The sequence below is a fragment of the Frankia sp. BMG5.23 genome (genome assembly GCF_000685765.2).
GTDB lineage: Bacteria > Actinomycetota > Actinomycetes > Frankiales > Frankiaceae > Frankia > Frankia casuarinae.
In genome coordinates this window covers 43,946-64,975 of the sequence record NZ_JDWE01000011.1, presented here as the reverse complement: position 1 = coordinate 64,975, position 21,030 = coordinate 43,946, and the positions used below count along the sequence as shown (strand labels likewise).

Annotated in this window: 20 protein-coding genes; 9 read left to right on the top strand and 11 right to left on the bottom strand. The window is 71.0% G+C overall.

The window, feature by feature from the left end; genetic code table 11:
• Position 1: 1 nt before the first annotated feature.
• Both BMG523DRAFT_RS07685 and BMG523DRAFT_RS07680 read right to left on the bottom strand, forming a co-directional pair.
• Positions 2–2,647 carry a ComEC/Rec2 family competence protein gene (locus BMG523DRAFT_RS07685; RefSeq protein WP_235462940.1) on the bottom strand — a complete coding sequence of 882 codons (2,646 nt, stop codon included), beginning with the start codon at positions 2,645–2,647 and terminating at the stop codon, positions 2–4.
• A 7-nt stretch (positions 2,648–2,654) separates the two neighbouring features.
• Positions 2,655–3,365, bottom strand: coding sequence for a ComEA family DNA-binding protein (locus BMG523DRAFT_RS07680; RefSeq protein ID WP_051569444.1), 711 nt, complete (start codon positions 3,363–3,365; stop codon positions 2,655–2,657).
• Positions 3,366–3,371: 6 nt separating this feature from the next.
• Here BMG523DRAFT_RS07680 and BMG523DRAFT_RS26335 point away from each other — a divergent pair, with 6 nt between their 5' ends.
• The 3 genes from BMG523DRAFT_RS26335 to BMG523DRAFT_RS07665 all read left to right on the top strand — a co-directional run bounded on the left by BMG523DRAFT_RS26335 (position 3,372) and on the right by BMG523DRAFT_RS07665 (position 4,989).
• A complete protein-coding gene (locus BMG523DRAFT_RS26335; protein ID WP_035730063.1) occupies positions 3,372–3,749 on the top strand; it encodes a hypothetical protein in 378 nt (125 codons plus the stop codon).
• 356 nt (positions 3,750–4,105) lie between these two features.
• The gene (locus BMG523DRAFT_RS07670; protein WP_011435700.1) at positions 4,106–4,300 is read left to right on the top strand and encodes a ferredoxin; all 195 of its coding nucleotides are present in this window, start codon (positions 4,106–4,108) and stop codon (positions 4,298–4,300) included.
• A 125-nt stretch (positions 4,301–4,425) separates the two neighbouring features.
• Entirely contained in the window at positions 4,426–4,989 is a 564-nt protein-coding gene (locus BMG523DRAFT_RS07665; RefSeq protein ID WP_011435699.1) for an HdeD family acid-resistance protein, read from the top strand.
• 69 nt (positions 4,990–5,058) lie between these two features.
• On the opposite strand, the gene BMG523DRAFT_RS07660 is transcribed toward BMG523DRAFT_RS07665, so the two are convergent.
• Both BMG523DRAFT_RS07660 and BMG523DRAFT_RS07655 read right to left on the bottom strand, forming a co-directional pair.
• Positions 5,059–6,075 carry an SOS response-associated peptidase gene (locus BMG523DRAFT_RS07660; RefSeq protein WP_011435698.1) on the bottom strand — a complete coding sequence of 339 codons (1,017 nt, stop codon included), beginning with the start codon at positions 6,073–6,075 and terminating at the stop codon, positions 5,059–5,061.
• Between the two features lie 66 nt (positions 6,076–6,141).
• Positions 6,142–6,834: a M50 family metallopeptidase gene (locus BMG523DRAFT_RS07655; RefSeq protein WP_011435697.1), complete on the bottom strand. Its 693-nt coding sequence runs from the start codon at positions 6,832–6,834 to the stop codon at positions 6,142–6,144.
• 225 nt (positions 6,835–7,059) lie between these two features.
• Between BMG523DRAFT_RS07655 and BMG523DRAFT_RS07650 the strand changes: the two genes are divergently transcribed.
• Positions 7,060–7,818 (top strand): 1-acyl-sn-glycerol-3-phosphate acyltransferase, encoded by a 759-nt coding sequence (locus BMG523DRAFT_RS07650; protein WP_023840554.1) that lies wholly within the window; start codon positions 7,060–7,062, stop codon positions 7,816–7,818.
• Between the two features lie 84 nt (positions 7,819–7,902).
• On the opposite strand, the gene BMG523DRAFT_RS07645 is transcribed toward BMG523DRAFT_RS07650, so the two are convergent.
• Positions 7,903–9,132, bottom strand: a complete 1,230-nt coding sequence (locus tag BMG523DRAFT_RS07645) for an alkane 1-monooxygenase (protein WP_011435695.1) — start codon at positions 9,130–9,132, stop codon at positions 7,903–7,905.
• A 204-nt stretch (positions 9,133–9,336) separates the two neighbouring features.
• On the opposite strand from BMG523DRAFT_RS07645, the gene BMG523DRAFT_RS07640 reads away from it, so the two are divergent.
• Both BMG523DRAFT_RS07640 and BMG523DRAFT_RS07635 read left to right on the top strand, forming a co-directional pair.
• Positions 9,337–9,549, top strand: a complete 213-nt coding sequence (locus tag BMG523DRAFT_RS07640; RefSeq protein WP_049760855.1) for a hypothetical protein — start codon at positions 9,337–9,339, stop codon at positions 9,547–9,549.
• 102 nt (positions 9,550–9,651) lie between these two features.
• Positions 9,652–10,554 (top strand): AEC family transporter, encoded by a 903-nt coding sequence (locus BMG523DRAFT_RS07635; protein ID WP_011435693.1) that lies wholly within the window; start codon positions 9,652–9,654, stop codon positions 10,552–10,554.
• Between the two features lie 71 nt (positions 10,555–10,625).
• Here BMG523DRAFT_RS07635 and BMG523DRAFT_RS07630 read toward each other — a convergent pair whose 3' ends face one another.
• Entirely contained in the window at positions 10,626–11,450 is an 825-nt protein-coding gene (locus BMG523DRAFT_RS07630; RefSeq protein ID WP_011435692.1) for a hypothetical protein, read from the bottom strand.
• 358 nt (positions 11,451–11,808) lie between these two features.
• On the opposite strand from BMG523DRAFT_RS07630, the gene BMG523DRAFT_RS07625 reads away from it, so the two are divergent.
• Both BMG523DRAFT_RS07625 and BMG523DRAFT_RS07620 read left to right on the top strand, forming a co-directional pair.
• The gene (locus tag BMG523DRAFT_RS07625; protein WP_011435691.1) at positions 11,809–12,747 is read left to right on the top strand and encodes a proteasome assembly chaperone family protein; all 939 of its coding nucleotides are present in this window, start codon (positions 11,809–11,811) and stop codon (positions 12,745–12,747) included.
• Positions 12,748–13,152: 405 nt separating this feature from the next.
• Positions 13,153–14,043: a hypothetical protein gene (locus tag BMG523DRAFT_RS07620; protein ID WP_023840553.1), complete on the top strand. Its 891-nt coding sequence runs from the start codon at positions 13,153–13,155 to the stop codon at positions 14,041–14,043.
• On the opposite strand, the gene BMG523DRAFT_RS07615 is transcribed toward BMG523DRAFT_RS07620, so the two are convergent.
• Positions 13,954–15,633 carry a DHA2 family efflux MFS transporter permease subunit gene (locus BMG523DRAFT_RS07615; protein ID WP_011435688.1) on the bottom strand — a complete coding sequence of 560 codons (1,680 nt, stop codon included), beginning with the start codon at positions 15,631–15,633 and terminating at the stop codon, positions 13,954–13,956. The two genes, BMG523DRAFT_RS07620 and BMG523DRAFT_RS07615, sit on opposite strands and share 90 nt — an antisense overlap.
• A gap of 497 nt (positions 15,634–16,130) precedes the next feature.
• Between BMG523DRAFT_RS07615 and BMG523DRAFT_RS07610 the strand changes: the two genes are divergently transcribed.
• Positions 16,131–16,820, top strand: coding sequence for a TetR/AcrR family transcriptional regulator (locus BMG523DRAFT_RS07610; RefSeq protein WP_011435687.1), 690 nt, complete (start codon positions 16,131–16,133; stop codon positions 16,818–16,820).
• A 3-nt stretch (positions 16,821–16,823) separates the two neighbouring features.
• Here the strand turns inward: BMG523DRAFT_RS07610 and BMG523DRAFT_RS27280 are convergent, their stop codons facing one another.
• The 4 genes from BMG523DRAFT_RS27280 to BMG523DRAFT_RS07590 all read right to left on the bottom strand — a co-directional run bounded on the left by BMG523DRAFT_RS27280 (position 16,824) and on the right by BMG523DRAFT_RS07590 (position 20,888).
• Entirely contained in the window at positions 16,824–18,038 is a 1,215-nt protein-coding gene (locus BMG523DRAFT_RS27280; protein ID WP_011435686.1) for a nitrilase-related carbon-nitrogen hydrolase, read from the bottom strand.
• Positions 18,039–18,118: 80 nt separating this feature from the next.
• The gene (locus BMG523DRAFT_RS07600; RefSeq protein ID WP_011435685.1) at positions 18,119–18,832 is read right to left on the bottom strand and encodes an MBL fold metallo-hydrolase; all 714 of its coding nucleotides are present in this window, start codon (positions 18,830–18,832) and stop codon (positions 18,119–18,121) included.
• Positions 18,829–19,893, bottom strand: coding sequence for a PHB depolymerase family esterase (locus BMG523DRAFT_RS07595; protein ID WP_023840551.1), 1,065 nt, complete (start codon positions 19,891–19,893; stop codon positions 18,829–18,831). Before BMG523DRAFT_RS07595 ends, BMG523DRAFT_RS07600 begins: the two co-directional genes overlap by 4 nt.
• A 215-nt stretch (positions 19,894–20,108) precedes the next feature.
• Entirely contained in the window at positions 20,109–20,888 is a 780-nt protein-coding gene (locus BMG523DRAFT_RS07590; RefSeq protein ID WP_011435683.1) for an SDR family oxidoreductase, read from the bottom strand.
• Positions 20,889–21,030: the final 142 nt, after the last annotated feature.

Here is a 21,030-nt window from a genome sequence, read left to right as displayed (position 1 = left end):
GTCACGATCCGCCCCCGGGCCGGCGGAGCACCACCGAGACGCGGACTCCCGCCCCCGACCCGGAGGCGGCTCCCGCCAGCGACCCGGACTCGGCGGACCCGGCGGGTGCCGCCGTGGCGACCACCGCCACCGCGCCGTCGCGGTCGGTCCGGGCGACGGCCATGCCGGACCGGCGCAGCGTCCGCAAGGTGGACGGCGCGGGATGACCATAGCTGTTCCCGGTGCCGACGCTGATCAGGGCGAATCGGGCCCCGGTCGCCGCGAGGAAGGTGGCGTCCTGATCAGCGGCGCCGTGATGGGGCACCTTGAGCACGTCGGCTCGTAGCGCCGTCCGATCCTCCGGGCTGCCGGTCAACACCCGCTGGGCCGGCGGCTCCACATCCCCGGTGAGCAGGATGGTCACCTCCCCCACCCGTGCGGAGAGCACCAGGCTCGCGTTGTTGGGATCGCTCTCGGTGCCGTGCAACACGGTGCGCGGAGCCAGGACCGTCCAAGAGACCGCCCCCACCTGTGCCCGGGAGCCGATGACGGCCGTCCGCAGCGGCACACCGGCCCGCCGGGTCCACTGTTGGACCCGGTGCCACTGGAGAACGGGTTCCCCCAGCGGACTGCCGAGTACCTCCCCCACCGGAAGCCGGCCGAGCACGGCCGGCAGCCCCTCGACGTGATCGGCGTGGAAGTGGCTGAGAATGACCACCGGTATCCGTCGCACGCCGAGGTCGGAGAGGCAGCGGGTCAGCAGGGCCGGATCGGGGCCGGCGTCGACCAGCACCGCGGTGCCCGGTCCCGCCGACAGCACGAGGGCGTCGCCCTGACCGACGTCGCAGGCGACCAGGCGCCAGCCGGGCGGCGGCCACGGCGCCAGCCGCCCGGCGACGGCGCATCGCGCCAGGAGCAGGCCGACCAGGGCCGCAGCGACCAGTCGCCGCGGCACCCGCCGCCGCAGCGTCGCCACCACGAGCCAGGCGACACCGGCGGCCACGCCCGCTCCCATCACCCCCGTGGGCCACGGCAGCGTCGCGGCAGGAAGATCGGCGCACCGGCCGGCGACCGTCACCAGCCACCAGCACGGCAGATCGGCGAGGTGCGCGAGCAGCCCGGCTGCTGACGGCGACACCGCCGCCACGACCAGCGTCAGTACTCCCAGCACGGTCGCCGGTGCGACGGCGGGCACGGCCAGGACGTTCGCGGGCACCGCCACGAGGCTCAGCCCCCCGCCGGTCCAGGCCAACACCGGGGTGCACGCCAGCTGGGCGGCGGCCGCGACGGAGAGCACCTCGGCGATTCGCGCCGGCAGCCGGCGAGCGAGCGCGTCCCGCCAGCCCGGCGCGAGAACGATCATTCCGGCCGTGGCGAGGACGGACAGCGCGAAGCCGACCGAGAGGGCGAGCGCGGGATCCGCCAGGATCAGGATGATCACGCTCGCCGCCAGGGAGGGCAGCACCGCCCTGGGACGGCCAACGGCGAGCCCGAGCAGGCCGACCAGACCCATCGCCCCGGCACGCAGCACGCTGGCCGAGGGCCGGGCGAGCACGACGAACCCGACGAGAGCGAGGGCTCCCACCGCGGCGCGCGACCGTGACCCACGCCCGGTCCATCCCATGAGGTAGAGCGCCGAGGCCGTCACGATGGCGACGTTGCTACCGGACACGGCCGTTAGATGGGACATTCCGGCGGCGCGGAAGTCCGCGCGCACCGCATCGTCGAGCCCGGAGACGTCGCCGACCACGAGGCCGGGCAGCAGCCCGCGACGCGGTTCAGGCAGTCCCCCAGCGGCTCGACGCAGCCCGGCCCGCAGCCCCCCGGCGATTCGTTGGATCATTGCGGGTCCGCCGCGGGTCCGCGGTGGGCCGTCGGCGAACAGGACGGCGGCCACGGTGTCACCGACCCGGGGTTCGGCGAGCCTGCCGGAGACGACCAGGTGCTGGCTGGGCAGCAGAGCACCCCAGCCGCCACCCCGCGCGAGCAGGACCATCGGGGCCCGGACCCGCAGATCCGCCGGTGACGCGGTAAGGCGTTCCGCCCGGACGGAGATCACGAAGGTCACGCGATCGGCGCCGCCGCCCTCTCCTCTTCCCTCTCCGGCTCCGGGCCCGGTTCCCGTCCGGACCGCGGTGGACGAGGAGGTGGCGCGGGGATCGTCGGTGACGACGACCTCGGCGGTGACCGGACGGCCATGCCGGACCAGATCGGCGAGCGGGCCGCTGTCACGCGGACGAGCCGCCAGTCCACCCGCGAGAAACCCGGCGGCCAGGAAGACGAGGGCCGTGAGCACGACGACAGTGCCGCCGGAGCACCGCCCAACGCCCCGGGTGAGCGGCGCGCTGCGCGGCTGCGGCTGCGGCTGCGGCTGCGGCTGCGACGGACGAGACGCGCCCGTAGCCGCCTCGGCCCGAGCGCCGCCCGGTCCCGGGCAAGTCGGCCGACCACCCCGCGGACGGACCTGGAGCAGCAGGAACATCGGAGCCGCGACGAGCACCGCACCGGCGGCGCCCAGCAACGGAACGGACGGCGGCCAGGTGCCGGCACCCACCGCGCCAGCCCAGGCCATGACCGCCGGGCCCACCAGCCGGGCGTCCATGGGACGGGAAGCCCCGGACGGCCGTTCCGGCAGCGCGAGTCCGGTCTCCATCCCGACGTCGACCACTGGAACGTCAAACCTTCAGCAATGGCAGCAGATCGGCCAGCCGCTTGTCGCCGACTCCGGTCACCTCCGCCAGCTGCTCGGGCGACCGGAAGGGCCCGTGCGCCGTGCGCCACTCGACGATGCGGCGAGCCAGCACAGGCCCCACCCCGGGCAGACCGTCAAGCTCCTCGGCGGTCGCGGCATTCAGGTCGATCGGACCGGTCGCCGCGGTGGAACCGGCGGACCCGAGGCCAGTACCCGCAGGTTGCCCGGCCGCCGTTCCGGGCCGCGCCGGGCCGGGCTTGCCGTCGACGAGGACCTGTTCTCCGTCGACCAGCAACCGGGCCAGGGCGAGGCCGGTCGTGTCGGTGCCCGGGAGCACTCCCCCGGCGCGTTCGATCGCATCCACCACGCGCGCGCCCGCCGGGAGCCGGACGACCCCCGGCCGGGCCACCCGGCCGGCGACGTCGACCACCACCTCGCCGCTCGCCCCGGTGCGGGCGGCCCTGGCCGTCGGTGCCGAAGTCACGCTCGTATCCGTGGCGGAGGTGGCCCCGTGGTCCGAGTGGTCCGACCGGGCGTTGCCAGCCGCCGCCGACTCCCCCGTCCGGGGGGTATCGACCTCGGAGGAGGCGAGCGGCACCGGGCGGTGCTGCCAGGAGAACCAGGCGGTCATGAGCGCGGCAGCGAGGGCGACCAACGCGAGAACGAGGGCGGCCCGGGCGGCCGGCGCCACCACGATGCCATGCAGCGTAGCCGGAAGCCGCCTGCGGATGACGCCGACCAGATCGCCCCGTGGAACTCCCGGCGCCGGCCGGCCGGCCGATGGCCCGCGATCAGGTCCCCGGCCGCCCTCGTCCTCGCCATCGTCCATCTCGCGCCCCGCACGGGGGTGGACCAGACGGGAGTGGACCGGACGGCGCCGATCCGTTCGGCCGGCGACCAGCCGGCCAAGATCGGCCCCTTCCGCCGCGAGCTCGTCCGCGACCCATCCGCCGGCGGCCCGGTCCTCATCAAGGAACACGCCCTCGCGAATCCCGAACAGGTCGGACTCGTCGCCACCGATCTCCTGCTCGTCCTCGGTGAACGTGGCGTCACGAACGCGGCGGGATCCACCAGCTGAGCCGTCCGCTGGGGGGTCCGGCGGACGCAGCGGCACGGTGGCGTCGTCCGACGGCAGCAGGTCCAGCGATGGCCATCGCGACGAAACGGACGTTTCAGGCGGAAATGCGTGGACGGGGAAACGCGGCGACGGGGCCGACAGCGGGTACCCGGGACCAGGGGTGGATTCGACCATGGCTGGACCGTAGATCGATCACGGCGGCTCCCGCTCCGCTCGCCGCCGTCCTGTGGACAGCCGCCCGTCGTCCACAGCCCCCGCCCAGTGGCCTGCCGGGGTCCCGGTTCTGTCGCAGCCACGGGCTCGGCGGTAAGGTCCGCTCGACACTGATTGTGGGAGCACCACTGGGAGGTGCGCCGATGCGCGTGACTGTCGACTACGACCGCTGCGCGAGCAGCGGAACCTGTGTCCGTCTCGTCCCGAACGTGTTCGAGATCCGCGACGACGGCTTCCTCTACCTCCTCGACGAGGAACCCGACGACGCCAGGTGGGACGACATCCAAGAGGCTGTTGACTCCTGCCCGACCGAGGCGATCAGCATCTCCGACAGCTGATCACGACGTGGCGGTCGGCCGGGAGAGTGAGTCGCGGTAGCGACTCGCCGGAACCGGGTAGAGACCTTCTGGCGAGAGCGGCCCGCGCGTATCCGGGCGGAGCCCCGACCCGGGGAGGTGCCTCGATGGCCACGATCTACCGGCAGCACCGACGTCAGCAAGCCCCCAGCGCGCTGTGGCCGGCGTTGCTCCTGCTCGGTGCGGCGGTCACCGTGCTGGGACTTCTGCTGATCACGAACCCCTTCGCGACAGCCCGCACGCTGGCGGTCCTCGCCGGGGTGGCACTCGTGCTCTCCGGTATCAGCGAGACGATCGCCGCGGTCCGGTCGGAGAACACTGCGGGGACCGCCCTGTTCGGGATCATGCTTGCGCTCGGCGGCGTCATCGTGCTGCTGTGGCCGGGAGTCACCCTCCGAGTCGTCGCACTGCTCGTCGGCGCGATACTGATCATCACCGGGGTCGTCCGGGCCCTGGTGACCTGGGCGAGCAGATCCTCGCGTGGGACCGGCCGCGGCATCGCCGGTCCGCTCGCCTTGGCCGCGCTCAGTGTCGTCCTCGGCGTGCTGGCGCTGACCTGGCCGGGAACGACGATCATGGTACTAGCGGTGATCTTCGGAATCCAACTGATCGTCACCGGTGTCACCGAGATCGCGCTCGGGCTCGCGCTTCGCCCGCACGGTCACTCCTGACCTCCGGCGACCATCCGTTCTCCGGATTTCCGGCGGATCAACCCGCGATTGCCGAGCGCGCCCGCCGAGTCACCCGCCTCCCGGCCCCGCGGCGGTGCCTTTGCCCGGGGCATTGACGGGGGTATCGACCGGGTCATGGACGGGGTCATGGACCGGGTCGATGCCGAACGACGACAGATCGACGGTGCCGCCCGCCCGCGTGGACGGACCGGTACCACCGCCGACGGAACCACCGGACCGCTCCGGGTCCACCGCGAGAGCCGTCCGCCCGCCCGCCTGCGCGACGGCCGCGGCGACCACCGGATCGATCTCGACGGGATCGATGAGATGACGACCCTTGTTCCGGACACTGCCCACCTCGGCCGCGACCGGATGCGCCGCGACCACCCCGGCCGGAGCCGGCCGCAGCAGCGAGGCGAACGCGGCGGGATCGCGGACCGAGGGATCCATCCAGCGATCCCAGGCGGCCTCGGGCAGGATCACCGGCGAGCGGTCGTGCAGGAACTCCAGCCCCGCGGCGGCCCCGGTCGTGAGGATCGTGAAGGTCACCAGCGGGGCCTCACCCCGGCGCCAGACCTCGTAGAGACCCGCGAACGCGAAGATCCCGCCGGTCGCGGGATGGCCCGCGGGACGGATGTAGAAGGGTTGCCCCCGCCGCGAGCCACCACCCGGATGAAACCACTCGTAGAAACCGGTCGCCGGGACGAGGCAGCGCCGTGCGGCGAAGGCCGATCGGAACGCCGGCTTGGTCGCCGCCGTCTCCGACCGCGCATTGATCATCTTTGCCCCGATCGTCCGCTCCTTGGCCCAGGACGGCACCAACCCCCAGGTCGCGAGGCGAAGGACCCGCTCGGTCCGGGCGGCAGCCGGCGGCTTCCCGGCCGGGTGCCGGCCGGCCGGAGGGAGGTGCGCCTCACCCCGAAGAGCGCCGTCCGGGAGCTCACGCGGCTCGGCGATGACGATCGGCATCGCCGAGGTGGGCGCCACGTTGTAGTTCTCCGCCACCCCGCCGGCAGTCTCGTCGCGAGCGGACATCGCCGCGGCGAGGTCGTCGGTCTTCAGCTTCTGGGTGTACCGACCGCACATGGCGCCAGTGTGGCACCCGGGTCCGACAGTTCCAGGTTCCGCGCGGAGGTCACCCGAACGCGAAGGTCACCCGAACAGCGTGGCGAGGCCACCGGCCAATGCACCGAGGTTGACCAGGCCGAAGAACCCGACCCAGAGCGTCGGGGGCAGTCCGGTCAACCGCGCGAGCTGATCCGGGTCGGAATCCCCGGCCCGGCGCCGACGGCGCCCCCGCTGCACCTCGATCACCGGGCGGATCGCGCCCAGCAGCAGGAAGCACGCGATGTACGCGGCGAATCCGGCGCGCACGGTCTGCGGCGCGAACCAGGAGACCGCCAGGATTCCCGCGGTACTCCCCAGCACGGACAGGGCCCCGAAACCGTTGCGGATCACGACCAGCATCGCCAGCAGCAGCGCCACGCACAGCTGCAGCAGCAGACTCGTCCGGCCGGTGGCCAGCAGGCCCGCGGCTCCGAGACCGAGCAGAGACGGTGTCGTGTAGCCGGCGGCGACGGTCACGACGACACCCGCACCGGTCGGCCGTCCGGAGGACACGGTTACTCCGGAGGTGTCCGAATGCAGCCGAACGCCGGCCAGGCGGCGCCCCGTCGCGACCGCGGCCAGGGCATGGCCGCCTTCGTGTGCAATTGTTATCACATGTCTGGATATCGGCCATAGGCGGTCGCTGAGTACCGTCAGGGCCGCCAGAATCGCGGCAACGACGAGCACCCACTGCGGCGCCGCCGGCTGCGCCGCAATGCTCCGGCGCAGAATCTCCATTTCCGTCGTCTCTCCCTCATCCGCGCGGTTGGTCCCGCTCCTCCACAGACGCCTGATACGAACATCATCGATCCTGCCCTCACCCCACGCGACGTTGCCTTCCGGTGAAACCGGACCGCGGTATCGCCGGACATCCACGACGACCGGTGTCAGGGGGTGGGGGTAAGGTCGTGTCGCATTCGGCACACCGGGGAGACCGCGAGGAACATCGAGGAGTGGCCCGTCGTGGCGGAGTACGTCTACCGGCCGGTGGTCAGCATGGTGCGGGGACTTTTCGGCGCACTGCGCCTGCGTCTCGACATCCAGGGCACGGAGAACATCCCGGCATCGGGTGGCGGCATCGTCCTGATCAATCACGTCTCGTACCTGGACTTCGCGCTCGCGGGTCTGCCGTTCTGGATCGCGGAGCGTCGGCTGGTCCGGTTCATGGCCAAGAAGGCCGTCTTCGACCACCGGATCAGCGGGCCGCTCATGCGCGGCATGCACCACATCCCGGTCGACCGGGAGGCCGGCGCAGCGTCTCTGCGCCACGCCCTCGACGCACTGCGCGCCGGGGAACTCGTGGGCGTCTTCCCCGAGGCGACAATCAGTCCGAGTTACTGTCTGGCGACATTCAAGACCGGGGCGGCCCGGATGGCCGCTCACACGAAGGTGCCGGTGATCCCGGTGATCCTCTGGGGCAGCCAGCGCATTTTCACCAAGGGGCGGCCCTTCAGACTGCGGGACGCGATCGGTGTCCGCGTCTCGATCACGGTGGGCAGGCCCGTCCAGCCCACGGAACTGGGTAAGGGCCGCGACGGCACGGCGCTGCTGGAGAAGGTGATGAACGAGCTGCTCGACGACGCGCAGCGCCGCTACCCGCGACCCGCGCCGGGCGAGCCGGACTGGTGGCTGCCCGCGCATCTCGGTGGCTCGGCTCCTGATCGGCCGGCCGATCAGGACGCCGCCGAGCAGAGCACCTCCGAGGAATCCGGCCAGAGCTGACAGATCATCCCCGCCGGAATCCTTGCCGACCGACGATCTCGCGGACGGCTCTGCGCTGTTACCGTGCGTTATTCAAGGAAGTGCTCACCCACGAACACCGCCCCGGGACGGAGACCCGTCGACCTCGGTACCGGACGGCGGCGGCCCGGACGGCGACCGGTACCGGGTCAGCAAAGCGGCCCGGCGCGCGGGGTGCAGGTTCGCCCGGCTGACGTCCCCGCCGTAATGCTCGACGACGCGGTCGTCCATCACCCGAAACCACACCGGCGGGAGATACGCCGCGAGCAGGAGCGTGGCGTACCCCGCCGGTAGCTGGGGAGAGGCCTCGAAGGACCGCAGTGCCTGGTAGCGCCGGGTCGGGTTGGCGTGGTGGTCGCTGTGTCGCTGCAACTGGTAAAGCGCCAGATTGCTGATCACGGCGTCGCTGTTCCAGCTGTGCCGGGGGTCGACCTTCTCATAACGCCCGCTCGGAGTCAGCTCCCGGGCCAGGCCGTAGTGCTCGATGTAGTTGACCCCCTCCAACAAGGTGAACCCGAAGGCCGCCTGGGCGACGAGGAAGACGAGTACAGCCGGCCCGAACTCGACGGCCAGCGCCAGGAACAACACCGCGGTGAGCAACCAGCCAAGCACGACCTCGTTGCGCACCGACCAGACCCGTCGGCCGCGCAACCGTAGCCGGGCGGCCTCCAGCGACCAGGCGGAACGCAGGCTGCCGACGACGGTCCGCGGCCAGAACCGCCAGAAGCTCTCCCCCAACCGGGCGCTCGCCGGGTCCGCCGCCGTCGCTACCCGCACGTGATGGCCCCGGTTGTGCTCTACGGAGAAGTGACCGTACGCGGCCGGCGCCAGCATCAACCTCGCCAACCAGCGCTCGAAAATCCCCCGCTTGTGGCCGAGCTCGTGCGCGGTGGTGATGCCCACCCCGGTCACGGTGCCGACCGACACCACCACGCCGATCCGGGCGGACCACGACAGGTCGCCGTTCGTCCAGGCCGAGGCGCCCAGCAGCAGGCCGACGCCCGCCAGCGGCGGGTAGAGATACGTGCACCGGCGGTAGTAACGGTCGGCCTCCAGCGCGGCCCGGATCTCCTCCGGTGGATTGACCGGATCCGGCGGTGTGGTCATGTCGAGCAGCGGAACCAGGACGAAGACGAAGAGCGGGGTGATCCACCAGTGCAGCTCGACACCCGTCCGATGCCACAGGCCGTATCCCACGATGGCCAGCAACGGAACGATGATCGCGGTGAGCCACATGTACCGCTTGCCGTCCCGCCAGGCGAGGCCGCCGGGCGCGGTGAGGACAGGTGCCGCCATCGGTACCTCCGATTTGCCGGCCGGACCGCCGACCGGCGCCGACCGCCACCGCGGGGCGAAAACCCCTGACGGCGCACGATAACTGGACAGTGAGCCTGCCACGTGTCATATACGGTGACAACAGAACGCCGGTCACATCGAGGAGCAGGACCCGTGCAAACAGGTGGCGTGACGCCGTCGCCCGCGGGCCGGCGGTCCCGTTCGATGACCGACTCGCCCCCCTGGATCGGCGGGGTGATGGTCGGCACTCTGTTGCTGTCCACCGTTGTTCTGATCACGTATACGCTGCTTCCCCTGCCCGGCCAGGAACGTCTGGGTGCGGGCAACTACGTCCTCGCCGCCGTGCTGTTCGCCGCCAACATCCTGCTGCCCCGGCTCCTGCGATGGCACCGGCGCCGCCGGAACCACCGGCCATGATCCATCCGCGCGCCGGTCCCCGCCCCAGGCCGGCCACGTGGCCTGTCCCACGCCCGGCGCATCCCGGCGCCTTCCGGGAACTCCGGCTGCCACGATGGCCGAATGTCCGCACTGATCGTGCTCTTGGTCGGCCTGGTGGCGGGCATCGGGGTCCGGCACCGCGGACGACTGCCTGCGGACACCGCCCACGTGATCAACCTCTGGCTGCTGGACGTGGCTCTGCCCGCTCTGACGCTGCGCGCCATGCACGGCATCGTCTTCCCGCCGAACCTCGCGCTCGTCATCGCCGCGCCCTACCTGCTCTTCGTCCTGACGACGGCCGGCTACGTGCTGGCCGGACGAGCGTTGCGGATGCCGCGGGAGGTCGTCGTCGCCCTGATCGCCACGACCGCGGTGGCGAACACGAGCTTCGTCGGCATCCCGATGGTGACCGCCTTCTTCGGCGCGTCGTCGGTCCCGGTTGCCGTGCTCGTGGATCAGCTCGGTTCCTTCCTACTGCTAAACACGGTGGTCCTCGGGACGGTCACGATCAGTGCCGGCGCATCGCTTTCCCGCGCCGAGCTCGCCCGTCGAGTCCTCACCGCTCCGGCGCTGATCGCCTTGGTGGCCGCGCTCGTCCTGCGGCCGGTGACCTTCCCGGGCTGGCTGAACGCCGCGCTGGGGTCGCTCGGTGGCACCCTCACCCCGCTCGCCCTGTTCTCCATCGGTCTGCAACTCCAGGTGCGTGCGGTCCGGGTGTGGTGGCGGGAGCTGGCCCTCGGCCTCGGCGTCAAGCTGGTCGCCGCGCCCGCGCTCGTGGTGGGGATCTACGCGCTGACGGGGAGCGTCGGAGATCACGACGTGCGGGTGGCCCTCTTCGAGGTGGCGATGCCCCCGATGGTCGCCGGCGCACTCATCGCCGCCCGTCACGAACTCGCGACACCGTTGCCGAGCCTGCTGGTGGGAGTCGGGGTTCCGCTGTCGTTCGTGAGCCTGGTGGTCTGGGCGCTGCTCCTCGGGGCCTGAGGAGGTGGGGGGCCTGAGTCGTGCTCGTCCTCCAGTGGGGTCACCGCTGTAGCGGGCGCCCGGCGTGCTGATCACACCCCACGTGGGCGGGTTGACCATGCGTGCGGCGCACCGGGCGGCACCTCCCACGAGCGCGCGCCGTCGGCGCACGGGGCGAGATGTGTGTCCGCGATGGCGGAGAAATCGCCGAAGAACTTGATTTCCAGCCGCTCGCGACAGACACCTCCCTTGCCGTCCGGCGCGAGACGCAGAAAGTACAGCACGCTCGTACCTCCGGCAGCCGGCCGGTCATGCGGGTTGTAGCCGCCACCGTCCCAGTGGAACTCGGCCCGGGTCCGCAACACCCAGCGCAGTCCCTCGATGATGATCGGATTTGGGTCCGGCAACCGCATCGCGAAGTGCCGCTCGAGCTCGAACACGCGTTCCTGCTCGATGAGCCCGGCCGGTAGTCCAGGTGTCCGCCGGAGCATGAAGATCTCCAACGTGCGGTCCGCGCCCGCATCGGACCGCAGCGCGGCGTGGGTGAGACGCACGTCGAGCAGCTCCGCGCGCACCGCGTAGCGCTCGGCCAGCCGGGCCTTCACGATGACGCTGGGCACCAGCGCGCTCGGCCGCACGCCGAGAGCGGGCAACGCCGCGAGCGCGGCCTCGAAGTCGTCCACGGCGATCAGCAGCGCCGCGTGGTCCAAGACGCAGTACCGTGCCACCAGATCGACGAGGGCCGCCGCCTCGTCAAGGCCGTCGAACAGGCCGGCGAGGAGACCCTCGGTGCGCAACGCGCGCAGCGGCGCGCACACGGCCTCAATCCGGCGCACGTCGACGACGTCCAGACCGCTACCAGGCCGTCCGAGGTCGGGATGCCCCGGTGAGGCCGTGAATCCCTGCGCTTCGATCATCCCGTGCCACCTTCCGCCGCGCGGATGTGCATGACGACCGGACACACCACGCCGATTCGTCCAGTCGGGTTCCTGCTCAGTCGGGTCAGGCCACCTTAGGCCGCTGGGCCTGGCCACCACGGCAGATCCGGCCCTGGAGCGTTCCTGGCAGCCTAGCGGGGTTGAGATAACAGCCCGTCACCACCCACCGGCGAATCGCTCCTTACCGGTAAAATTGTCGCATCACCTGTGTGACGAGGCTCGCTGGCATCCCCGGGCCGCGACAGGCCCGTGGAATAAGCCGGTGGAATGAGGAGGCGCGCGCCACGCTTCTTCCTGACGACGGACGCGACCCGTGGCGTAAGGAGGACCTCAACCCGTGCTTGATCCCGATGCACTTTACGATCTTGCCGAGGACCTGGCCGGCGGTTCGATCGATCTCGGCCGTCCCGTCATGCTGGAGGCGATGACCGGGGTGGTTGACGCTGGCAGCGCGGTCAGCCTGGCCGGCGAGCACCTGATGACCGCGCTCGACCACCGGCTACTCGCCACCTTCGACATCGACCAGTTGCTCGACTACCGGTCCCGCCGGCCGACCATGGTCTTCTCCGAGGATCGCTGGGAGAGCTACGAGGATCCCGTCCTCGCGCTGTACCTGTTGCGGGACGAGGCAGGCACTCCGTTCCTGCTGTTGGCCGGGCCTGAGCCAGATCTGCAGTGGAAGCGGTTCACGGTGGCGCTGCGAGGCCTCGTGGCCCGGCTCGGCGTCCGTCTGACGGTCGGGCTGAACGCGATTCCGATGGCGGTGCCGCACACCCGCCCGTTGGTGGTGAGCGCGCACGCGACCCGTAAGGACCTCATCGTGGGGTACGAGCCCTGGCTGCGCCGGCTACAGGTCCCCGGCAGCGCCGGCCACCTGCTGGAATTCGAGCTCGGGCGGGAAGGCCGGGATGCGATGGGTTTCGCCGCTCACGTCCCGCACTACCTGGCGCAGACGACCTATCCGGCGGCCACCGAGGTCCTGCTGACCTCGGTGTCGAAGGCGACCGGGCTCCTGCTCCCGCTGGACGGGCTGCGCTCCGCCGCGGTTGCCATCCAGGACGAGGTCGACAGCCAGATCGCCAGGGGCGGTGAGGCCGCCGCGCTGGTCAGCGCCCTGGAAGAGCAGTACGACGCCTACCAGCGCGGACGGCGCGGGCCGAGCCTGCCGGCCGCGGACGACGTCCAGCCGCTGCCGACCGCCGACGAACTCGGCGATGCCTTGGAGCGTTTCCTCGCCGAGCAGACCGAACCGGACGGTCCCACCCCGAATCCCTGACCCGGGTCAGGGATTCGGATCCCACCAGCCTGACCGGCCCGCTCCCCACCGAGGTCACCTGCCGCAGCCCGCCCTCCGCGGGCCGCCGTGGAGTGGACCGGTCCCGTGCGTGTGGATTGCGCACGGGTCGAGCCGTCGATCGACCAGACGTGAAGGTGGCGGCGCAGGGAAGCCCACACCGCCGATGATCAATCTTTCTATACCATGATCCGAACGCGGTCCGGGTGTGGTTGCATTTAAATTGTGGAAGTAGCTTCTGGTCACCTATGCCAGACCGGGCCAACCGATTGGCTGTACTATTTCGATCCGCTACTCGGAGAGCCAGCCCAGGACGCCTGACAATCGTCTCACTTGATGATCCAGTGACGGAGAGAATCGGACGATGAATCTGCCCGAGACGTCCGCATGACCGCATCCCCCGCCGGACCGGTGCCCACCGCGGCCGGTTCGACGCCGCTCGAGACCGCGGACAGCACGGACCCAGCTGCCGGCACCGACCCGGCCGCCAGCGCGACGCCTGCCGGTCCGGCGGCACCGGCAAACCCGGCGTCACCGCGCGATCCGGAGCCGACGGTCGATCCTGCGCAGACAGCCGATTCCGGGAATCCCGTACCTGCCGTGGCCCCGACGGCCGGCGCCTCGGCGGCCGGACCCACCATGCGCGAGCGGTACCGCTACCTGCGTAAACCAATGCGCACCGCCCTGTTGGCAGTGCATGTGCTGGTGAGTGTCGGCTGGAATGGCGTGGCGTTCGCGCAGCTCGTCCTGGCTTCGACCGCAGCGGCCGATGCCGGTCTTCGGCACTCCGCATATGAGCTCATGCACGTCGTTGACCGGGTCCTCAATATCCCGCTCGCTCTACTCGCCCTGACCACCGGGGTGGTGATCTCGGTAAAGACGAGGTGGGGACTGCTGCGGCACTGGTGGGTGGCGACAAAACTCGTCATCACCGTCGTTGCCGTGATACTCGGCAGCTCCATGATGCGCCCGTTGGTCGTGCGGGCCGGACATGCGACGGATGGGGGGGAGGTCGCCTACGCGGCTCCGACCGTCGCGATCATCCTCGGCGCCAGTGTGATGAACGTCCTGTTCATCACGGCGACGGTGCTGTCCATCGCGAAGCCTTGGGGAAAGACTCCTCGGGGCCGGCGAGCGATGCGCCGCGCCGGGGCGGCTCCCCTGTCCACGCGGCCGGGCCTGCCGGCGTCATCCGCGCCACTGGCCACCGCCTCGGCCGCCACGGGGAGCGGGGACCCGGTACTCCCGACCATCGTGGCGGTTCCCCTCGGCCCCTGAGACGGCGGCGCGGCGGCCGGGAGAAGTTTCATGGCTCTTCAGCTCCCCGTGGTCGCCCGACCGGCGACGGGTGGGGACGGCCCCGGCCGGCCGCGGGAGCTCGACCGGCGGGCCTGACGGGGCGGGCTGCTCCGCGCCGGCTGGCCGTCCCGGCAGCAGAAAGGCGAACGGTGCGGCGAGGACCGTGGACCCGAGGGTCCACCAGAACGCCGTACCGAAGGCGCCGGCCAGCGCCACCGGATCGGCGGGTCCGGTCCCGGCGGGTCGGCCGGTGATCTGGTGGGACAGCACCACGGCGAGGATGGCCGTCCCGAGTGAGCCGCCGATCTGCTGGAAGATCCGCCCCGCGGAGGTGGCGCGCGGAATCTCCTCCCGGCGCAGCCCGTGGTAGGCAGAGGACATCACCGGGATGAGCGCCATGGCCAGCCCGATGCCGCGGACCGTCAGGGAGACCCCGAGCAGCACCTCGCTGGTGTCGGCGGCGACCTGTGTATACGCAACCGATCCCAGCGCGCTGAGCAGAAGGCCGACCAGAACGAACAACCGCGGGCTGCGCCGGTCCGCCACCCGGCCCAGCACAATCAGGGCGATCATCATCCCCAACCCCTGCGGGGCGAGGAGCAGGCCGGCGGCGGCGGCGCTGCGGCCACGGGCCTGCTGCTCGTACAGGGGCAGCAGGAACATCGCCCCGAACAGCGAGATCCCGAACAGGAACATCATCCCCGATGAACCGGCGAAGGCCCGGGACCGGAACAGCCGCAGGTCGATGATCGGTTCGACGGCGGTCCGCAGGGCATGCACCGTGAACAGAACGAGCAGGGCCGCGCCGAGGGCCAGCGGCACGATCACCCGCACACCCGTGAAGTCACCCTGCCGGCCGGCCACGGAGAAGCCGTAGACGATCGCGGCCAGCCCCGGGGACAGCAACGCGAACCCGAGAGCGTCGAAGCGATGCCGCCCGGGAGTCCGCACATCCGGCATCCCCAGCCAGGCCAGGACCAGCCCGATCAGGCAGACCGGCACGTTGATGAAAAAGATCCAACGCCAGTCGAGATCGTCGACGATCAGCCCGCCGATGACCGGCCCGAGCACGGGAGTGACCAGCGCGGGCACCCCCACCGCCGCCATCAGGCGGCCCAGCCGTTCCGGCCCGGCCGCCTGCGCGATGATCGTCTGCATCAGAGGCAGAAGCAGGCCGCCGCCGAGGCCCTGCACGATCCGGAAGGCGATGAGACTGCCGGCCGACCATGCCGCCCCACACAGCGCCGAGCCGACGAGGAACAGGACCAGCGACAGCAGCCACATCCGCTTGGCGCCGAACCGCTCGGCTGACCAGCCGGTCACCGGGATCACCATGGCGAGCGCGAGCAGGTAACCGGTACTCACCCACTGGATTGTCGAGATTCCGACGTTGAAGGATCGGGCGAGGGTGTTGATCGCCACGGAGGTGATCGTCGCATCGAGCTGCACCACGACCGCACCGACGAGGACGATCCCGGCGAGACGGATCAGCGCCGGATCGAGCCGATCTCCGCTACCGCCCGTCATGCCCCCGCCCGCCGCGGCGGGCGCCTGGGTCTGCGCTGCCATCACAACCTCCGTACGACCCGAGCAGGATCATCCGCCGCGAACTGGGGCGAGTCGGACCAGGCGCCCGGGAATAGTCCTGGTCGAGCCGCACCCCGCCGACGATACACCGTATCGCTTTCGCTACGCCGTACCTTTGTCCGTACGGTGTAGCCGCCGGACCCGACCGTGTAATCTCGCTGACCACGTAACCTCGCTGTATGTGCGGATCGAGGGGAGCATGGAACGTCCCGTCGACTCCGGCCGGCCCACCCGCCGCGCCCGCCCCGGAGTTGATCTCCCGCACCGACCCGGACGGGCCCGTCACAACCGCCGGGTCGGGCGACCCGGGCGGGCCGCACACGCCCCAACGTCGCCTGAAGCCCGCGGCTGCGACCGGCTTCGCCCCGTCTCCCGCCCGCCCGGCCGCTCCCCCGACGGCGCTACCGACCGCTCCCCCGACGGCGCTACCGACCGCTCCCCCGACGGCGCCGCCGCACGTCGAGGAATGCGACAGCCCGATGAAGGGCCTGTTGTGGACCCGGCCCGTAGCGCGCCAGAAGCCCCGGCTGAGCCGGGAGGCCATCGTCGACGCGGCGATCACCCTGGCCGACACGGAAGGACTCGACGCCGTCTCTATCCGCCGGGTCGCGGCAGTTCTCGGCGTCCGGCCGATGAGCCTGTACTCCCACATCGCCCGCAAAGACGATCTTCTCGATCTGATGAGCGACCGGATCGCTGCCGAGATCCTCGTCCCCGACCCGCTGCCCGCCGACTGGCGCGACGCCCTGCGTGCCATCTCCCATCAGACCCGGGCCAGCTGCCTGCGCCATCCCTGGATGCTGACCACGTTCGCCGGACGGCCGCACTACGGACCGAACGCGCTGCGCCACGCCGAGCAGTCGGCCGCAGCGGTCGCCAGGCTGCCCGTGCCACCTCGCCGGAAGATCGCGATTCTGCGCGCGGTCGACACGTACACGATCGGGCACGTTCTCGCCGAACTGCGGGCGCGGGACCTCCACTCCCGGACCGACGTCGACAAGGTCGAGCTGACCACCTACCTCCGCGGCCTGATCGCCACCGGCGACTATCCCTTCCTCGCGCAGTTGGGTCCGGGCAACATGACGATCATGGGTGACGACGCGCAGGAGGACTTCGCCGACGGGCTGGAATGGCTGCTGGTCGGCATCACCGCGGCGATCGAGTCCTGAGGGTCAGACGCTGCCGAGCACGCGGGTGATCCGCACCTCCACGACGACACGCCGGGGATTGGCCCGCGGCGCGCGGTAACGCTGCGCATAGCGGAACTCGGCGTCGGCCACACTCGCCGGATCATCCCGGAGCACGGCCAGTCCCTCCAGCGTCGACCAGCGTCGGCCGTCGATCTGGCAGAGCCCGACGGGGGTGCCGTGGGCCGGTCCCGCCGCGATCAGACGGGCCTTGCGGGACCGGGCCGATGTGATCACCCGGGCGATGCCCGCCGCCGGATCAAGTGTCGCGCCGACGGCGACCACGTGCGGGCTGCCATCCGGCCGGACGGTGGTCAGGCTGCACAGGTGCCGCTCTCGCCAGAAGTCAAGAAAGGCCTTGCCACGCCCGGCCAGGTCGAGCAGATGCGCGGGGTCAAGCCGGTTCTGGTGGTCGACCCCGAGCCGGCGATGCGTGAGCACCGGGAACTCGGCACGAACGGCGGCCGGTCGGGACGGGTCCAGCTCCGCGCGCACCGTGGTGGGCCGCGGGCCGGCCTCGGCGAGCACCTCTCCCCACGGATCGACGACGACGCTCGCCCCGGCCATCTCCCGGCCCGCCTGGCGGCCCGCGGCGTTGCAGGCGACGAGATACACCTGGTTCTCGATGGCCCGGGTCCGGGTGAGCACGCGCCAGTGGTCCAGCCTGGCCAACGGCCAGGCCGATACCACCACCACGATCTCGGCACCGCCCTCGGCCAGCAGCCGGAACAGCTCGGGAAACCGGAGGTCGTAACAGGTCGCCAGCCCGACGATGCCGAGTTCGGTGGGGACGGTTCCGACCGTGGCACCCGGCGTCAGCAACCGGGCCTCCGCGGAGCCGTAGCCGAACAGGTGCACCTTGCGGTACGCATGCCGGATCATCCCGTCCGGACCGATCAACACGGTCGTGTTGAAAAGCCGTCCGTCGGCGGACCGTTCCACGATGCTGCCGGCCACCAGGTGGCATCCGCGTTCCCGGGCGGCCTCCCGCAGGGCGGTGACCGTCGGCCCGGTCAACGCCTCCGCCTCCGCCTCGTACCGATCGAAGTGAAAATAGCCGGTGACCCATAGTTCGGGGAGGACGACCAGGTCCGCCTGGGTCTGCCGGATCTCCCCCAGCACCCTGCGCACCCGGTCCGCCGCGTTCTCCTCGTCGGGACAGCCGAGCTGCAGGACGGCGGCACGGACCGGGGCTGTCATACGGGGCTCCTCGCCTTGTCGACCATGCGGTTCCGCAAACACGAGGGTCTTCCCGGCGGCGACCCGGTCGACCGCGGGATTCAGGACAGGCCCAGCATCGCCTTCCACTGCTGGGCGCTCGTCGGCCGGAAGACGTGGTTCATCCGCTTGACCACCGCAAGGTCCTCCGACGCCTGCGGAGAGTACTGGTGGCCGGGGAAGACGGTGGTGGTGTCCGGCAACGCGGCCAACCGACGCAGGCTGTCGTACATCAGTCCCGCGTCGCCGCCGGGCAGGTCCATCCGGCCGCAGCCCTCGAGGAACAGGGTGTCTCCGGCAACGAGCCGATCGTCGACGAGGAAACACTGGCTGCCGGGGGTGTGGCCGGGGGTGTGCAGCAGCCGCACGGGGATCTCCCCGACCGTCACCACATCGTCGTCGTCATGCTCGACCAGATCGGCCGCGGAGACCTCGGTCGCCCGCCGTACCCACTCCGCCTCGGCCCGGTTCACGTGAATCGGGACGTTCTGCCGGCCGAGCAACTGGCGGACACCCTCGATCTCCAGGCCGAACGCGTTTCCACCGATGTGATCGGCGTGGTAGTGGGTGACGAGCGCGCCGGTGAGCCGCATACCGTCGGCGGCCAGCAGGTTGAGCAGGTCGTCGACCTTGTAGGCGGGATCGACGACCAAGGCCTCGCCGGTCTCGCGGTCACCCACGAGGTAGACGAAGTTGACCATCTGGGTACCGACCGGATCGCCGACGGCGAAGTCGCGGCCGGACAACAGTTGACGGAAGTACAGGCGATCGGTCACCCCGCCAGCCTACGAAGGTCCGGCCCACGGCGGGGCGAGTTGCTCACCAGGGCTACCCGCGGCGGCATGACGGGTGAATGATCCATGTGGTGCACGGTGAAGAAGTCCAGGATCGCGCCGGTGGCGTCGAAGGACCGGCCGGCGGCCGAGTCGGACCGGTCCCGGCGGGCCTCCGGGCTGGCCGGCCACAGATGCGTGCCCCCGGTCACCGTGTCGAGCCGAACCTCGGCACCCCCGAGGCAGTCGACGTACCGCAGGATGATCACTTCGCCTCTGGGCTCGGTCAGCACCGGCGTCGGATTGCAGCCGTAACGGTCGGCGTATGCGCGGATCACCGCCGGAGCCGGCGAGATGTGCGCGGGTCCGCCCGCCACCGCGCCACCCGCATAGGGCACGGACGGATCGGCGGTGCCGTGCACGGCCATGGTCGCCGGGGTACGTCCGGGCGGGCAGCGGACCTCGAACGTCGAGGAGACCATCGCCACGGCCGCGAATCGACCGGATCTGCACACCAGCGCGGCGGCGAACTCGGCACCGTTGGAATGCCCGGCGGCGTAGACAGCACGGTCGTCCAGGCAGAACCGCGCATCCAGATCATCCAGCAGAGCATTCACGAAACCAAAGTCATCCGCCTTACCCGGCTCCCCGAGGGTGTTCCAGCGTCGTGGTGTCCCCAACGCGTCCGGGGTCACCACGATGAAACCGCGGTCGCCGCCCAGGGCGCCCATGCGGGAACGCTGCTCTTCCAACTCCTTATCGGCCTTGAAACCGTGGAAGTCGAAGATCAACGGATAGGCGTGACGCCCGTCGTGACCCACCGGCAGTGTCAACCGGTAGTAGCGACGGACTCCACCCAGAACCAGGGAATGTGCCCCCGAGAGCAGCGGGACCGCCGGCCGCGGTGAGACGCAGGAGGAGCCCGCGGTCGATATTCCCGAGCCGGCAGCGAAACGTCGCGGCACTGCCTTGTCAGAGACGCTGCCGGAGACGCCGGACGAGCCCGCGAAACCGTGCACCAGCTGGACGACAATGACCAGTGTCAGCGCGACGACACCCGGCACGGCGAGATGCCAACGTGCTGGCGGCGGTTTCCGGGACACCGCACCCACGGTACGGACCAGACCAGGCCGAAGGAATACATCGCCGCGACGCCTGCGCGACACCGTCGATTCCCGATGTCGGGACGGCAACCACACCGGCAACCACACCGGCGGCGGACCCGGCGGTGGACCCGGTCGAAACCCCGCGCGCCGGTTGATCGGCCGGCCGTCTGCCGTCAGGCTACCGGGCTGAGGCCGCCATCGAGGTTGATCGTCGCACCCGTGATGTAGGCGGCCCGCGCGGAGAGCAGGAACGCGACCAGATCGGCGAACTCCTGGGCCCGGCCCACCCGACCGAGCGGGATTCCGGAGGTCCGCCCCATCCGTTCGTACAGCTCGTCGACCGTGATGTTCTCTCGGGCCGCCGCCCGATCCCACTGCCCGCTCTCCACCAGGCCGATCAGCACCGCGTTGACCCGGATCCGGTCCGGGCCGAGCTCCTTGGACAGGGCCTTGGTGAGCGCGAGGCCCGCGGCCCGGGTGACGGAGGTCGGGGTGGAACCGGCGCTGGGGGCTCTGGCCGCCACGGACAGTGAGTTCACGATGCCGCCACCGCCCGCGCGCCGCAGGTACGGCAACACCAGCCGGGAGGCCCGGATCGCCGCGTGCAGCTTCAGCTCCAGATCGGCGTTCCAGACCTCGTCGGTCTGGTTCTCGAACGTACCGCCCGCGCTGGCGCCGGCGTTGTTCACCAGGGCGTCGACGGCGTTCCAGCGGTCGACGGCGGTGGCGACGAAACGTTCGAGGTCAGTGATGCTGGTCACATCGGCAGGTACGGCGAGAACCTCGCCACCGCCGGCCTGCGCCTGCCCGGCGACCTCCCGCAGCCGCGTCTCGTCGCGCCCGCAGAAGGCCACCCGCGCCCCCTCGGCGGCCAGCGTCCGCACCAGGGCGGCTCCCAGCCCGTTCGAGCCGCCGGTCACCAGCACCACCTTGCCCGCCAGCTGAAGATCCATCCCGCTCCTGTCGCCTCGCTCCGGTCGCAGTTTTCGATGAGGCAGGCCAGCCGCGGCCGGCCGGCAGACCGCCCGACCATCCGCGACGGGCGCCACCGGTCCTGACGACCTGGGCAGCTACCGGGTGATCGGCCCGCCGTTC